Here is a 14359-nt window from a genome sequence, read left to right as displayed (position 1 = left end):
GCCAGCGGATCTGTCCAGTTGACGGTGTAACTCGATCTTGCGGGGTCTAGGTGGGACTGTACGGTTTTCGGTGTAACTCCTGATCAAGGAGTGACACCTGATGACGACTGAAGTGAAGACGGAGGCCATGGTGGCCGAGCCCGACGAGAAGCGCGGTCCGGTGGCCGTGGTCGAGCAGGAGCTGGTCGGCCGGCTGGTCGCCCAGGCCCGCGAGCAGGGCTTGGAGTTGACCGGTGAGGGCGGTCTGCTGGCCGAGCTGACCAAGCGGGTGCTGGAGTCCGCACTCGAGGGCGAGCTCACCGACCACCTGGGCCGTGACCGCCACGAACGGGCCGACGAAGGCGGCGGGAACGTCCGTAACGGGCACCGGTCCAAGACCGTGACCACCGAGGTCGGGCCCATCGAGATCGACGTCCCGCGGGACCGGGACGCCACCTTCGAACCGAAGATCGTCCGCAAACGGCAGCGGCGCCTGACCGGCGTGGACGAGATGGTGCTGTCCCTGTCGGCCAAAGGCCTCACACACGGGGAGATCTCGGCTCACCTGGCCGAGGTGTACGACGCCTCGGTGTCCAAGCAGACCATCTCGACCATCACCGACAAGGTCCTGGACTCGATGGCCGAGTGGCAGAACCGGCCGCTCGACCCCGTCTACCCGGTGATCTTCCTGGATGCCATCCACGTCAAGATCCGCGACGGGCACGTCGCCAACCGCCCCATCTACGTGGCGCTGGCCGTCACCGTCGACGGCACCCGCGACATCCTGGGACTGTGGGCCGGCGACGGCGGAGAAGGCGCCAAGTACTGGCTGCAGGTCCTCACCGAACTGCGCAACCGGGGCGTCAGCGACGCGTGCATGGTCGTGTGCGACGGGCTGACCGGCCTGCCCGACGCGGTCGGCAACGTCTGGCCGCAGGCCCTGGTGCAGACGTGCATCGTGCATCTGCTGCGCAACTCGTTCCGGTACGCCGCCCGCCAGGACTGGGACAAGATCGCGCGTGCGCTCAAGCCCGTCTACACCGCGCCGACCGAGTCGGCCGCGACCGAGCGATGGCTGGAGTTCGCCGAGACCTGGGGCACCAAGTACCCGGCGATCGTGCGGCTGTGGGAGAACGCCTGGGCCGAGTTCGTCCCGTTCCTGCAGTTCGACCCCGAGATCCGCAAGGTCGTGTGCTCCACCAACGCCATCGAGTCGGTCAACGCCCGCATCCGCCGCGCCGTCAAGGCCCGCGGCCACTTCCCCAACGAGCAGGCCGCCCTCAAGTGCGTCTACCTCGCAGTGATGAGCCTCGACCCCACCGGCACCGGCCGCAAACGCTGGATCGCCCGCTGGAAGGCCGCCCTCAACGCCTTCGACATCGCCTTCGAAGGCCGCCTCACCGCCGCCCGCAACTGACCCAAGCAAGATCGAGTTACACCGTTAACTGGACACACCCGTCTAGTGCGGGCGGCGGCCAGGCGGCCTTCGAAGGTGAGGTCGAAGGCGGCGGTGTGCGTGGGTGTCGGGGGGGTGTTCGGGCGGTGGGGGGTGTGCGGGCGTGGGATGCTGCTGGGGTGTCGGTTGAGTCCATCGTGCTGGTCGTCGGGGACGAAGAGCTGCTTGTCGAGCGGGCGATCGGGGAGGTCGTCGCGTCGGTGCGGGCGGCGGACCCGGAGGTCGAGGTCATCGATCTGGCGCCGGGCGGGTTGGAGCCCGGGCGGATCTCCGAGCTGACGTCGCCGTCGCTGTTCGGTGGCGGGAAGGTGCTGGTCGTCCGGGCCGCGCAGGATCTGGGCAAGGACTTGGCCGCCGAGGTGCTGAAGTACGCGAAGAACCCGGCGGACGACGTGGTGCTGGTGGCCGTCCACCACGGCGGGGCCAAGGGGAAGGCGCTGGTGGACGGGCTGACCAAGCTCAAGGCGCGCAAGATCTCGTGCCCGAAGGTCACCAAGGCGGGGGAGCGGGTCGACTTCGTCCGGGCCGAGATCCGCAGGGCGGGCGGGAAGATCTCGGCGGACGGCGCGCGCGGGCTGATCGACGCGGTGGGGACCGACCTGCGCGAGCTGGCGGCGGCGTGCAGCCAGCTGGTGGCCGACACCGGGGGGAAGGTCGATGACGCGGCCGTCGCCCGGTACTACCGGGGGCGCGCCGAGGTCAGCGGGTTCACGGTGGCGGACAAGGCGATCGAGGGGCAGCTCGCCGAGGCCCTGGAGCAGCTGCGGTGGGCGCTCGCCACGGGCGTGGCGCCGGTGCTGATCGTCAGCGCTCTCGCCCAGGGCGTGCGGGGGCTGGCGAAGGTCGGCGGGGCACCGCGCGGGGCGCGGGGCGCGGCGCTGGCGAAGGACCTCGGCATGCCGCCGTGGAAGATCGAACGGGTGCAGAGGCAGTTGCGGGGCTGGTCCGGTGACGGGGTCGCGCGGGCGCTGGCGGCGGTCGCCGAGGCCGACGAGGCGGTCAAGGGCGGTGCGGCCGATCCGGCCTACGCCCTGGAGAGGACCGTCGCCGAGATCGTCGCCTCCCGCGGTTGATCGGAGTCGGGCCTCCGAGGTCGAGGTGCTGGCGGGTCGGGACGGGGCGGCCAGCGGCCGTCGTGCGGTGGGTGGCGAGGGGTCACTGTTCGGCCTTGGCTTTCAGGCCGTTGGCCTCCATGGTCACGTAGCGGCGGGTGAGGCGGCCCGTGAGGAGGGAGAACAGGCCGGCCAGGGGGCCCGTCTGGTCGAGGATCAGGCGGACGGTCGTCGTGCCGTCCCGGGTGGTGATCTCGTGGGCGGCGGTGGTGGTGACGCCGGGGGACCGGGACTCCCAGGTGAAGGTCTCGTTCTCCGTGAAGCCGGTGACCGTCCAGGTGGCGGCGGGGAGCTTCGGCTGGTGGACGCGGGCCCGGCTGGAGAGGGCGATGGGTGCGTCGAGCAGTTCGACACGGTCGATCGAGTCCGTCATGTCGGGCCAGCGTTCGACGTCCTTCAGGAGGTTCCAGACGGTCTCGGGCGTGGCGTCGATGTCGACGGATACCTCGAAATGCACGGTGTGCTCCTCACGGCGGTGCGGACGGCGGACAGGAGGCCGGTGACCAGGGGGTCGTCGGCGCGGCCCGGCAGGTGCAGAGCGTAGTAGGGCACCGCGGGCAGGTCGATGATCTCGCGGGCGGTCAGGCCGGGCGGCGGCGGGACGCAGCCGTTCACGACGGCCACGCCGATGCGCAGCGCCACGAAGTGCAGCATGAGGGGCCAGCCCTCCGCCTCGACGGCGAGGGACCACGGGACCTCGGCGGCGCGCAGCGCGCGTTCGAGGGTGACGCGGTGCGGGCCGGCCGGGGGCGGGACGACGAGGGCGGCGCCGGCGAGGTCGCAGAGGGCGAGGCGGGGGAGCGCGGCCAGCGGGTGGTCGTCCGGCATGACCAGTGCCTGGGGGTAGGACGCCAGCAGCTCGGTCTCCACGTCGGCCGGCAGGACGTCCAGGACGGCGACGCCCACGTCGGCGCGGCCGGTGCGGACGGCGGCGAGGGTGCGGGCGCGGTCGCCGTTGATCAGCCGGACGCCGGGGTGGACGGCGTCGCCGAGCAGGTACAGGTAGGCGCCCTCGCCGGCGGCCAGGGCCGGGGCGCGGGACGCGGCGGTGCCGTCCATCTCGGCGAGGAACGAGGTCATGCGGGCATCGAGGTCGCGGGCGAAACGGGCGACGCGTTCGCCGGCCGGGGTCAGGGCGAGGCGGCGTCCGTGCCGGGTGTAGAGGGGACGGCCGACGGCCTCGGACAGTTTCCGCACCTTGACGTGGAGGGCGGGCTGCGAGATGTGGAGTTCGCCGGCGGCGCGGGTGAAGTTGAGGTGGTCGGCGAAGACGGCGAACGAGGCGAGCGCGTCCGTGGACAGGCGACCCAGGTCCATAGGCAGCAACTATAGCCAAAAGGCTTGTTAATAGTTCTGCTTTAGTAGCGCCGGGCGGAGAGTTGAGCACATGAACATCGAACCTCGGCTCGGCGTGGATTTCGGCCGGGTCATTCACGGGGGCCTGCTGGCTCCCGGCGACGACGACACCGTCTTCCTTGGCGGGAGTTTCGAGGACGCGATCGCCTCTCCCGCGACCGAGGGCGTCTACGACGTGCTGCCCGGCCTCGTCGAGGCCTTCGAAGGGCGGGCCTGGATCATCTCGAAATGCGGCGACCGGATACGGAAGCGGACGCTGGCTTGGCTCGACCACCATGACTTCTATGCCAGGACGGGGCTGCCCAGAGAGAACGTCCGGTTCTGCCGGAAGCGGGCGGAGAAGGCGGAGCACTGCGCCGAACTCGGCATCACGCACATGATCGACGACCGGCTGGACGTACACCGCGCCATTCGCGAGATCGTGCCCTACCGGTACCTGTTCGGGCCGGACGAGGGGCCGGAATGGGTGCGGCACCTTCCCGGCTGGGAGGCGGCGGAGGTCATTCGCGGAGATATTCCGGCGGGACGGAATCGGCCAGCCACACGCCGTTCGCGCTGACCCGGAACTCGTGCCCGGCCGCGGCCATCCGCCCGGATTCGACCGTGAGGACGACCGGCCGGCCGCGCCGGGCGCCGACGCGCCCGGCGGTCTCGCGGTCGGCGGACAGGTGGACGGCGTGCCGGCCCATCGGCAGCAGCCCCTCGCGAAGGATCACGTCCGCGGAACGGCGAACGGTGCCGTGGTAGAGGAACTCCGGCGGGGGCGTGGGCGGCAGGTCGAGTTCGACCGGCACGGAATGGCCCTGGACGGCCCGTATCCGTTCCCCGTCCAGTTCGTAGCGCTTCTTGTCATTGACGTCGACCACGTGTTCCAGTTCGGCGCGGGTCAACGCGAAGCCGTTCCGAGCGGCGGCGTCGAGCAGCTCGCTGACGTCCGCCCAGCCCCCGGCGTCGAGGGTGAGGCCGATCCGCTCGGGGCGGTGCCGCAGATGCTTGGCGAGATACTTCGAGATCTTCACCGCGCGGCGCTGGTCCATGGGCATGTGGACATGCGTCGGGGCCGGCACGCGGAACGGCCGGCCCCGGGCGTGCGGCGCTGCCTACTTGGCCTGCAGGTCGGCGGCGCGCTTGGCGATCGCCGACTTGCGGTTGGCGGCCTGGTTCTTGTGGATGACGCCCTTGCTGGCGGCCTTGTCCAGCTTGCGCGCGGCGGCGCGCTGCGCGGCGACGGCCTCGTCGAGGTTGCCGGCGTCGGCGGCCTCGCGGAACTTGCGGATCGCCGTCTTCAGCTCGGACTTGACGGCCTTGTTGCGCAGCCGGGCCTTCTCGTTCTGCTTGTTGCGCTTGATCTGGGACTTGATGTTAGCCACGTCGTAGTGCCTCAGCTTGGTAGCGATCCTCGCCTGCTCGCCGGCAGGCTCCAACAGATGTCTGAACGGGGGCGGGACGGTGCCCCCGGGGCACGACGCTACGCCACACGCAGTCGCACAGCCTACCAATCACCGGGGCCCGCCCCAAACCGGGCCGTGCACGGAGCATCGCGCCCGGCATGGGACTATGGAAGCACACCAGCCATGCCCACCAGTGAGTATTGCGAACGGACCCCGGTGCCAGCGCCTCAGCCCGACAAGACCGATCCCGCGATCATCCGCAACTTCTGCATCATCGCGCACATCGACCACGGCAAGTCGACCCTCGCGGACCGGATGCTGCAGCTGACGGGTGTCGTCGAGGGGCGCCAGATGCGCGCCCAGTACCTCGACCGCATGGACATCGAGCGCGAGCGCGGCATCACGATCAAGAGCCAGGCCGTCCGGCTGCCGTGGACGTCCGGCGGGGTCGACCACGTCCTGAACCTGATCGACACCCCCGGGCACGTCGACTTCTCCTACGAGGTGTCGCGGTCGCTGGCGGCGTGCGAGGGCGCGGTACTGCTGGTGGACGCGGCGCAGGGCATCGAGGCGCAGACGCTCGCGAACCTGTACCTGGCGCTGGAGGCCGACCTGCACCTCATCCCGGTGCTGAACAAGATCGACCTCCCGGCCGCGCAGCCCGACAAGTACGCCGAGGAGCTGGCCGGGATCATCGGCTGCGACCCCTCGGACGTGCTGCGCGTGTCCGGCAAGACCGGAGAGGGCGTCCGCGAGCTGCTCGACAAGATCGTCGAGGAGGTGCCGGCCCCGGTCGGCGACCCCGACGGCCCCGCCCGCGCGCTGATCTTCGACTCGGTCTACGACACCTACCGGGGCGTCGTCACCTACGTCCGGATCATCGACGGGCACCTGTCGCGCCGCGAGAAGAGCCTGATGATGTCGACCGGGGCCGCGCACGAGACCCTGGAGGTCGGCGTGATCTCCCCGGAGCCCAAGCCCGTGCGGGGCCTCGGCGTCGGCGAGGTCGGCTACCTGATCACCGGGGTGAAGGACGTCCGGCAGGCGCGGGTCGGCGACACCGTGACCATCGCGTCCCGCCCGGCGCCCAAGGCGCTCGGCGGCTACCGCGACCCGAAGCCGATGGTGTTCTCCGGCCTCTACCCGGTGGACGGCGACCAGTACCCGGAGCTGCGGGACGCGCTCGACAAGCTGCGGCTGAACGACGCCGCGCTCGTGTACGAGCCGGAGACGTCGGCGGCGCTCGGGTTCGGGTTCCGCTGCGGCTTCCTCGGCCTGCTGCACATGGAGATCGTCCGGGAGCGGCTGGAGCGCGAGTTCGACCTGTCGCTGATCTCGACCGCGCCGAACGTCGTCTACCGCGTGCTGATGGAGGACGGGTCGGAGCACATCGTCACCAACCCCAGCGAGTTCCCCGAGGGCAAGATCGGCACGGTGTACGAGCCGGTGGTGAAGGCGACGCTGCTGTCCCCGGCCGAGCACATCGGCGCGATCATGGAGCTGTGCCAGGGCCGCCGCGGCGTCCTGCTCGGCATGGACTACCTGTCGGAGGACCGCGTCGAGATCCGCTACACGCTGCCGCTCGCCGAGATCATCTTCGACTTCTTCGACCAGCTGAAGTCGAAGACGCGCGGGTACGCCTCGCTCGACTACGAGCCCAGCGGCGAGCAGGAGTCCGACCTCGTGAAGGTCGACATCCTGCTGCAGGGCGAGTCGGTGGACGCGTTCAGCCAGATCGTGCACAAGGACAAGTCGCGCGAGTACGGGCTGATGATGACCTCCAAGCTGAAGGAGCTCATCCCCCGGCAGCAGTACGAGGTGCCCATCCAGGCCGCGATCGGGGCCCGGATCATCGCCCGCGAGAACATCCGCGCCATCCGCAAGGACGTCCTCGCCAAGTGCTACGGCGGCGACATCTCCCGCAAGCGCAAGCTGCTGGAGAAGCAGAAGGAGGGCAAGAAGCGGATGAAGACCATCGGGCGGGTGGACGTCCCGCAGGAGGCCTTCGTCGCCGCCCTCTCCACCGGTGGCGGCGACGCCGACAAGGGCAAGAAGTAGCGCCCGGCCCCAAGAGGTAGCGTCCGGCCCGGCGGCCGGCTACTTCAGGATGGGCCAGGCCACCGCGGCCGGGACGCGGCGGAACTCGCCGCGGTTGGCGGCCCGCCCCGCGTACACGAGGAAGAACATCACGGCGGCCGTGAACAGCAGCGGCACCCAGATGAAGAAGTCGACGGCCAGGGACAGCAGGCCGAAGACGAACCAGACGGCGATGGCGGCGATGCCCATGTTGAGGCCCTGCGCCGCGTGCCGCCGCGCGAACGGCGATCCGGCCTTGCCGAAGTAGACGATGGCCGGTGCGACCGCGCCCACGAGGAACTGGCCCACGTACGCCATCAGCGACCATGTCCTGTCGTCGTCGCTGACGGGCCCGTAGTGGCCGGGCATCTGGGCGGTGCCTCCGCCCGCCTGGGGCTGCTGCCAGCCCGCGCCGGGCTGCTGCTGGGGCTGCTGCCACGCGTTTCCGGGCTGCTGCCAGGGGGCCTGCTGCTGCGGCTGCTGCCAGCCCTGGCCGGGCTGCTGTCCTTGGCCGGGCGACGGGGGAGGCCCGTAGGCCATGGCGGAAGTCCTCTCCTCTAGTTCGCTGCGCGTTCGCCGTGCGAGCTATTGCGCGAAGTGTATGACTCCTTGGACGTCCGAGAGGTTCGGACGGGTTCCCTCCGGCCTCCCGGTCCGTGGCCGTTTCGCGCCACGGGCCGGGCGGCCGGCCCGCACGGTCAGGGCCGCCAGATGACGGCGGACGGGTTCGCCCCGGTGAGCGTGACCGAGCCCGTCCAGGTGATGGACGACGGCTGCGGCAGGTACGACGCGTCCAGGAAGAACCCACGGTTCACGGACGTGACCGTGACCGGCGCGCCGTTGTCGCCCCATCCGGTCGGGCGGCGGACGGCCTCGATGCCCGCGATGTCGGCGATCCGCGTGCCCTCGGGCAGTTCGACGGTGGTGGCGACGGCGCCGTCGCGGTCGATCGACCAGGTCGGCTCGTCGTGATCGGACCGGTACAGCCTGGACGGGGCGGACTTCAGCCGCACCCCGAGCGCCACACCCGGCGCCGACCCGCTCCCGGCCGCCGCGCCGGTCGCCTTGGCGAACTCCACGAACAGGTAGGTGCGCTGGTCGCCGACCTGCCGCGTCGCCGGATCGGACGGGTCCTCGATCTTCCCCTCGCGCACCATCTCCTGCGCCGCGATCCGGTACGTCCACGGCTCGCGGTCCATGACGATCTCGCGGGCGCGCCCGTCCGGGCGTGTCGCGGACGCGTCGAGCAGGAAGCGCAGCGGCGGGTCGGGCGAGATCACGTCGCACATGTTGTTGTTCTGCGTGCAGGTCTGCAGCACCGGATGGTCGCCCTCGTACCGGCCGGCGAACTTCAGCGTCAGGTGCAGGGGCGCCTGGTAGACGGCGGTGCCGTCCACCCGGTTCCCGGACGCGTCGACCTCGACCCGGTACACCCACTCGATGTCGGTCGTCCGGCCCCAGCGGGCCATGAGGGCGGGCGTGTCGGTGCCGCCGTCCTCGTTGCTCCAGACGAGCGAGTACTCGATGACGCGGTGCCCCGGCGTCGCGGCGGCCCGCGTCTCGTGCCAGGCGATCAGCGGGGTGTCGGTGGCGGCGTTCTGGTAGGGGTCGCCGAACGGCCAGCCCGTCCGGCCCACGACGATCGGCGCGTGCCGCAGCGCGAGCGCGTCCGACATCCGAACCCCGGCGCGCCGGAGGGTGACGCGGCGGGCGGCGGGCGCGCTGCCCTTCGCGAAACGGAGCGTCACCTTGTGGCGGCCCTTCCCGACCTGTCCGAGTCCGAGGCTGCGGGGGACCGGGTCGGACGACGGGACGACGAGATCGGTCACATGGCGTCCGTCCACCGAGACCGACACCACGGCCGACTCGGCGCCGGTCCGCACCCATGAGACGCCGGGGGCGGACGCGGTGAAGGAGATCACCGCCTCACCGGCGCGACGGGCGGTGAACGGGAGCGACCTGGCGGGGCCGCCGCGGACGACGGTGATCGCGCCCGCGGGGACGGCGGCGTTCGCGGGCGGGGCGGTGAGCGCGAGGGGAGCGCCGGCGAGGGCGGCGCCGGACACGGCGAGCACGGCATGACGCGCGCGGCTTCTCATGATCAGGGAAACTAGGGCGGCCGGGTCGCGATCCGGTGACGGCGCGGTCGCCCGCCGGTGTCGGCTCGGTGAGCCCGGCGCGAGGTTCAGGCGAGGTTCAGGCGCGGTTCAGGCGGGGCTCCGGTACGGGGCCCGCCGCGACGCGGTCCGGAGCGGGGCGAGCGCGGCGGGGGGCTGCAGCGACGCGGTCGTGAACCGCTCCGCCTCGCCGGGCAGGTCGGGCCCGTAGAGGGTGAGCCCGGACGCGCCCAGCCGCACCGTCCGCCCCCGCCGGACGACGTCGTGCCCCAGCTCCCGCAGCAGCGCGACGACGTCGGCGGCGGGCTCGTCGAGCAGGTCGACGCCGTCCAGCCGGAACCGCAGCTCCGGGTTGCCGCTCCAGCCGGGTGAACGGGTCCCGCAGATCTCAGCGAGCCGTTCCACGCCGTCCTCGCCCCGGTCGGTGGACAGCGCCAGCGTCCCGCGCCCGACCCGGACGCTCCGGTGGCCGGCCCACCCGCACAGCAGCGACGTCTTCGGCGGCGGGGTGCCGCAGCGCTCGGCGACGGCGGCGAGCGCCGTCCACGCGTCGGGGGCGTCCGTGCTGAACAGCAGGTCCGCGTCCGGCAGCAGCGCCCCGCGCCCCGGCTCCAGGGTGACCACGAACGGCTTGACCCGGCCGGGGAACCGCGCCGGATCGGCCTCCCGGAGCGTGACGAGCCCCTCCCACGCGACCGGCTCGTCCACCGCGAACCAGGTGATCACGGCCTCGACGCCGAGGGCGCGGAACGTCGCGTCGGTCAGCCGCTCGGCGACCGCCTCGCGCAGCCCGTCGGCCGTCTCGGCGAGCCGGCGGCGCCACCACGGCGGCTCCGGGTCGCCGGACCCGCCGGTCGCCCAGCGCGTCCCCGCGCCGGCGAAGTCGCTGCGCCGCTCGCCGCCCGCCCCGTCGACCACGACGCAGTGCCAGCCGTCCGGCCCGCCCTGCAGCAGCACCCGCGCCGGCGCACGTCCCCGCTCGGCCGCACCCTCGTCCACCATCCCGATGACACTATCCACCCAAGAGGGTCGGCAGGCTCCATTCCGGCCGCCCGGCGGGTGGTTTCCCGACGACACGGCGGGGGTTGCTCGACCTCGGCGCGTATGTCGGTACGGTCGGAGCAGCGGCCAGACGGTCCCGACCCGACCTCCCGGAGGTAGCGTGACCCACCCCGAGCAGGTTCTGCGTTCTGCGAAGGAACGGGAAACGGTGAACGGCGCCGTCCGCGCGCTGCGCTCCGCCGCCCCCGACGGCTGGGAGCGGCTCGACTTCGAGTTCCGCGCGACGGTCGGCATCGACAGCGCGTCCTTCGAGGTCGAGGACGCGTCCGGCGGCCGCCGCACCGCCATCCCGCCCGGCCAGGCCATCGGGAGGATGGACGAGCTGCGCCGCGTCATGTACCGGAGCGGCAAGGGCGCCTGGTTCACCGCGCGCCTGCAGATCGAGCGGTCGGGCCGGTTCAGCGCCGAGTTCGACTACGACGGCGAGCCGGAGTTCACGCCGCCGCTCACCCCGTCCGCCTACGCCCTGGACCTCGACCGCTTCCCCCGCGCGGAGGCCCACATCCCGGACTGGCTCCGCGCGAAGCTCGACGAGGTCTGAGCAGCCGGGCGCGGGAGGCAGACTTGAGGGGTGCCATCCACGCTTCCCGACGGCGACCCCGTACCGGCCGACGGCGCGCTGCCCGGCAGCGCCCTGGCGGGCCTGGGCGATCGCCCCTTCGCCTTCTACGTCCATGTGCCCTTCTGCGTGACGCGGTGCGGGTACTGCGACTTCAACACCTACACGGCGACGGAGCTCGGGCCCGGCGCCGGCCGCGACTCCTACGCCGACACCGCCATCGGCGAGGTGCGGATGGCGCGGCGCGTGCTCGGGGACGCCGATCTCCCCGTCGAAACGGTCTTCGTGGGCGGCGGCACGCCGACGCTGCTTCCGCCGGACGACCTGGGCCGCGTCCTCGCCGCGATCGACGCCGAGTTCGGGCTCGCCGAGAACGCGGAGGTCACCACCGAGGCGAACCCCGAGTCGGTGGACGAGGCCTACTTGGCCAAGCTCCGCGAAGCCGGATTCACCCGCATCTCGTACGGCATGCAGAGCGCGCGCGAGCACGTCCTGGCCGTCCTGGAGCGCACGCACACGCCCGGACGCGTCCCGCAGGTTGTGGAGTGGACGCGCGAGGCCGGCTTCGAGCACATCAACCTCGACCTCATCTACGGCACGCCGGGGGAGACCGACGACGACTGGAGGGCCTCCCTGGAGGCGGCCCTGTCGTCTGAGCCCGACCACGTGTCGGCCTACGCGCTCATCGTCGAGGAGGGGACCCGTTTGGCGGCGCAGGTGAGGCGCGGCGAGCTCACGCCCCCGGACGACGACGCCATGGCCGACCGCTACCTCATCGCCGACGAGATGCTCAGCGCCCGCGGCCTGCACTGGTACGAGATCTCCAACTGGGCCGCCGACCCGTCCGCCGCCTGCCGGCACAACATGCTCTATTGGACGGGCGCCGACTGGTGGGGCGTCGGGCCGGGCGCGCACAGCCACGTGGGCGGGACCCGCTGGTGGAACGTCAAGCACCCCGCCGCCTACGCCTCCCGCCTGGCCGAGGGGGTCACGCCCGCCCACGCCAGGGAGGTCCTGTCCGACGAGGACCGCCGGATCGAGCGCATCATGCTCGAACTGCGCCTGGCCCAGGGCTGCCCCACGGAACTCCTGGACGACAGGGCCGTCCGCAGGGCCGTCGACGAGGGCCTCCTGCAAGGCGCCCCCTACGAGCGGGGCCGGGCCGTCCCGACTCTCCGCGGCCGCCTCCTGGCGGACGCCCTGGTCCGCGACCTGACCTAGGACGTGACGAAGTCGATCAGTTCTTCCACCCGGCCCAGGAGGGCGGGCTCCAGGTCGGTGTAGGTGTTCACGGAGTTCAGGATCCGCTTCCAGGCGGCGCCGGTGCCGTCGTTCCAGCCGAGCTCGGCGACCACGCCCTCCTTCCAGGGGACGCCGCGCGGGACGCGGGGCCACGCCTCGATGCCGACGGCCGCGGGCTTGACCGCCTCCCAGATGTCGATGAACGGGTGCCCGGTGACGAGGACGTGCGGCGACGACACCCGCGCCGCGATCCGGGACTCCTTGGACCCTTCCACCAGGTGGTCGACGAGGACGCCGAGGCGGCGCTCCTCGTCCGGGCCGAACTCCTCGACGATGGCGGGCAGGTCGTCCACGCCTTCGAGGTACTCCACGACGACGCCCTCGACGCGCAGGTCGTGGCCCCAGATCTTCTCGACCAGCTCGGCGTCGTGGACGCCCTCCACGTAGATGCGGCTCTCCTTGGCCACCTGGGCGCGCAGCCCCCGGACGGCGAGGGAGCCGGACGCCGACCGCGCCGGCCCCGCCGGCGCGGCGCCCGGCCTGACCAGCGTCACCGGCTCGCCGTCGATGAGGAAGCCCGACTTGGTGAGCGGGAACACGCGCCGCTTGCCGAACCGGTCCTCCAGGGTGACGCCGAACTTGTCGCAGCCGACCACCGCGCCGCAGAACCCGCTGTCCGGATCCTCCGCGACCAGGCCGGGTTCCGCCGGAACCTCGGGAATCTGGCCTTTGCGGGGCCTGCGCCAGTCGCCGGCGAGCACGTCGTTTCCGTAGTCCTTACTGCGCACGGGTCCGCACATTAACCCGCCGGGACGCCCGCGCGGCGTCGCCCCTCGTCCCTCGGCGTGGCGCCCGCGTCCGATACGGATAGGATCGCGCAGCCCGGCGGGGAGTGCGCGGGCCCTCCGACCGGGGCTCCGGGGGCCGTACACTTGGCACTCAGGAGCAATGAGTGCCAGCGGCAGGGGCCCGGCCGGACGAGGGAGGTGACGCCGTGCTGGACGACCGCAAGCTCGCGGTCCTGCGCGCCATCGTCGAGGACTTCGTCTCCACCAACGAGCCGGTGGGGTCGAAGGCCCTGGCGGACCGGCACAACCTCGGGGTGTCGCCCGCCACCATCCGCAACGACATGGCGGTGCTGGAGGAGCAGGGCTACATCGCCCAGCCGCACACCAGCGCGGGCCGCGTCCCCACCGACAAGGGCTACCGGCTGTTCGTCGACCGGCTGTCCACGATCAAGCCGCTGTCGGTCGCCGAGCGGCGCGCGATCGAGACGTTCCTGTCCGGGGCCTACGACCTCGACGACGTCGTCGGGCGCACCGTGCGGCTGCTCGCGCAGCTCACCCGGCAGGTCGCCGTGGTCCAGTACCCGTCGCTGACCCGCTCGTCGGTGCGGCACGTCGAGCTGGTCCCGGTCGCCGAGGGGCGGCTGCTGCTCGTCCTGATCACCAACACCGGGCGGGTGGAGCAGCGGGTCATCGATACGCCCGGCACGGTCTCCGAGGAATCGATCGGCCACCTGCGGGCGTTGCTCAACACATGCCTGGACGGACTCGGCCTCGGCGACGTGCCGGCCGCGCTCGCCGACCTCCCCGAGAAGGTGGGGGCGGACGACCGGCCGGTCGCGGCGGCGGTGCTGTCGGTCCTGCTGGAGACGCTCGTCGAGAACCACGAGGAGAAGATCGTCTTCGCCGGCGCGGCCAACCTCGCCGCCGTGGACTTCTCGCAGAGCCTGCGGGAGGTGCTGGTGGCCCTTGAGGAGCAGGTCGTCCTCATGCGGCTGCTCGGCGAGACGGGAGACTCCTCTACAGTTACGGTGCGGATCGGCACCGAGAACCCCGACCTGGGGCTCCGATCGACCTCGGTCGTCGCCGCGGACTACGGGGTGGGCGACCTCACCTTGGCCCGGCTAGGAGTGCTCGGGCCTACACGCATGGATTACCCCAGCACGATGGGAGCGGTACGGGCAGTGGCACGCTACGTGGGACAGATCCTGGCGGGGTCGTGAA

General features: G+C 71.9%; 15 protein-coding genes. 7 read left to right on the top strand and 8 right to left on the bottom strand.

Features of this window, described 5'->3' with window-relative positions:
• Positions 1–127: 127 nt before the first annotated feature.
• Both SM611_RS10100 and holA read left to right on the top strand, forming a co-directional pair.
• Entirely contained in the window at positions 128–1396 is a 1269-nt protein-coding gene (locus tag SM611_RS10100) for an IS256 family transposase (protein WP_371949476.1), read from the top strand.
• A gap of 158 nt (positions 1397–1554) precedes the next feature.
• Entirely contained in the window at positions 1555–2508 is a 954-nt protein-coding gene (gene holA / locus SM611_RS10095; RefSeq protein WP_371948989.1) for a DNA polymerase III subunit delta, read from the top strand.
• Between the two features lie 82 nt (positions 2509–2590).
• On the opposite strand, the gene SM611_RS10090 is transcribed toward holA, so the two are convergent.
• Both SM611_RS10090 and SM611_RS10085 read right to left on the bottom strand, forming a co-directional pair.
• The gene (locus tag SM611_RS10090; RefSeq protein ID WP_371948987.1) at positions 2591–3004 is read right to left on the bottom strand and encodes an SRPBCC family protein; all 414 of its coding nucleotides are present in this window, start codon (positions 3002–3004) and stop codon (positions 2591–2593) included.
• On the bottom strand, positions 2944–3864 hold the full coding sequence (locus SM611_RS10085) for a LysR family transcriptional regulator (protein WP_371948985.1): 921 nt from the start codon (positions 3862–3864) through the stop codon (positions 2944–2946). Before SM611_RS10085 ends, SM611_RS10090 begins: the two co-directional genes overlap by 61 nt.
• Before the next feature lie 94 nt (positions 3865–3958).
• On the opposite strand from SM611_RS10085, the gene SM611_RS10080 reads away from it, so the two are divergent.
• Positions 3959–4462, top strand: coding sequence for a hypothetical protein (locus tag SM611_RS10080; protein WP_371948984.1), 504 nt, complete (start codon positions 3959–3961; stop codon positions 4460–4462).
• Here the strand turns inward: SM611_RS10080 and SM611_RS10075 are convergent.
• Both SM611_RS10075 and rpsT read right to left on the bottom strand, forming a co-directional pair.
• On the bottom strand, positions 4404–4946 hold the full coding sequence (locus SM611_RS10075; RefSeq protein ID WP_443112131.1) for an RNA 2'-phosphotransferase: 543 nt from the start codon (positions 4944–4946) through the stop codon (positions 4404–4406). The two genes, SM611_RS10080 and SM611_RS10075, sit on opposite strands and share 59 nt — an antisense overlap.
• A gap of 57 nt (positions 4947–5003) precedes the next feature.
• Positions 5004–5273 carry a 30S ribosomal protein S20 gene (gene rpsT / locus SM611_RS10070; protein WP_371948982.1) on the bottom strand — a complete coding sequence of 90 codons (270 nt, stop codon included), beginning with the start codon at positions 5271–5273 and terminating at the stop codon, positions 5004–5006.
• A 204-nt stretch (positions 5274–5477) separates the two neighbouring features.
• Between rpsT and lepA the strand changes: the two genes are divergently transcribed.
• Positions 5478–7352 (top strand): translation elongation factor 4, encoded by a 1875-nt coding sequence (lepA, locus tag SM611_RS10065; RefSeq protein WP_371948980.1) that lies wholly within the window; start codon positions 5478–5480, stop codon positions 7350–7352.
• Between the two features lie 39 nt (positions 7353–7391).
• On the opposite strand, the gene SM611_RS10060 is transcribed toward lepA, so the two are convergent.
• From SM611_RS10060 to SM611_RS10050, 3 genes are all read right to left on the bottom strand, one after another.
• Positions 7392–7910: a magnetosome magnetite crystal formation protein family gene (locus tag SM611_RS10060; protein WP_371948979.1), complete on the bottom strand. Its 519-nt coding sequence runs from the start codon at positions 7908–7910 to the stop codon at positions 7392–7394.
• A gap of 158 nt (positions 7911–8068) precedes the next feature.
• The gene (locus tag SM611_RS10055; RefSeq protein ID WP_371948978.1) at positions 8069–9469 is read right to left on the bottom strand and encodes a hypothetical protein; all 1401 of its coding nucleotides are present in this window, start codon (positions 9467–9469) and stop codon (positions 8069–8071) included.
• Between the two features lie 108 nt (positions 9470–9577).
• Entirely contained in the window at positions 9578–10489 is a 912-nt protein-coding gene (locus SM611_RS10050; RefSeq protein WP_371948977.1) for a hypothetical protein, read from the bottom strand.
• A gap of 208 nt (positions 10490–10697) precedes the next feature.
• Here SM611_RS10050 and SM611_RS10045 point away from each other — a divergent pair, with 208 nt between their 5' ends.
• Positions 10698–11090: an antitoxin YezG family protein gene (locus tag SM611_RS10045; RefSeq protein ID WP_371948976.1), complete on the top strand. Its 393-nt coding sequence runs from the start codon at positions 10698–10700 to the stop codon at positions 11088–11090.
• Positions 11091–11120: 30 nt separating this feature from the next.
• Positions 11121–12329: a radical SAM family heme chaperone HemW gene (gene hemW / locus SM611_RS10040; RefSeq protein WP_371948975.1), complete on the top strand. Its 1209-nt coding sequence runs from the start codon at positions 11121–11123 to the stop codon at positions 12327–12329.
• Here hemW and SM611_RS10035 read toward each other — a convergent pair.
• Positions 12326–13138: a DUF3097 domain-containing protein gene (locus tag SM611_RS10035; RefSeq protein ID WP_371948973.1), complete on the bottom strand. Its 813-nt coding sequence runs from the start codon at positions 13136–13138 to the stop codon at positions 12326–12328. The two genes, hemW and SM611_RS10035, sit on opposite strands and share 4 nt — an antisense overlap.
• Before the next feature lie 206 nt (positions 13139–13344).
• On the opposite strand from SM611_RS10035, the gene hrcA reads away from it, so the two are divergent.
• On the top strand, positions 13345–14358 hold the full coding sequence (gene hrcA, locus SM611_RS10030) for a heat-inducible transcriptional repressor HrcA (protein WP_371949473.1): 1014 nt from the start codon (positions 13345–13347) through the stop codon (positions 14356–14358).
• Position 14359: the final 1 nt, after the last annotated feature.

It is taken from the genome of Actinomadura monticuli (assembly GCF_041463655.1).
Taxonomy (GTDB): Bacteria; Actinomycetota; Actinomycetes; order Streptosporangiales; family Streptosporangiaceae; genus Spirillospora; species Spirillospora monticuli.
The sequence above is the reverse complement of the archived record's forward strand: the minus strand, read 5'-3'. Positions and strand labels throughout refer to the sequence as shown.

What these genes read in the sequence shown, in the direction of transcription:
- SM611_RS10100 (WP_371949476.1), top strand. Translation starts at nt 128, where the DNA reads ATGGTGGCCGAGCCCGACGAGAAGCGCGGTCCGGTGGCCGTGGTCGAG.
- SM611_RS10085 (WP_371948985.1), bottom strand. Translation starts at nt 3,864, where the DNA reads ATGGACCTGGGTCGCCTGTCCACGGACGCGCTCGCCTCGTTCGCCGTC.
- SM611_RS10075 (WP_443112131.1), bottom strand. Translation starts at nt 4,946, where the DNA reads ATGCCCATGGACCAGCGCCGCGCGGTGAAGATCTCGAAGTATCTCGCC.
- lepA (WP_371948980.1), top strand. Translation starts at nt 5,478, where the DNA reads ATGCCCACCAGTGAGTATTGCGAACGGACCCCGGTGCCAGCGCCTCAG.
- SM611_RS10060 (WP_371948979.1), bottom strand. Translation starts at nt 7,910, where the DNA reads ATGGCCTACGGGCCTCCCCCGTCGCCCGGCCAAGGACAGCAGCCCGGC.
- SM611_RS10055 (WP_371948978.1), bottom strand. Translation starts at nt 9,469, where the DNA reads ATGAGAAGCCGCGCGCGTCATGCCGTGCTCGCCGTGTCCGGCGCCGCC.
- SM611_RS10050 (WP_371948977.1), bottom strand. Translation starts at nt 10,489, where the DNA reads ATGGTGGACGAGGGTGCGGCCGAGCGGGGACGTGCGCCGGCGCGGGTG.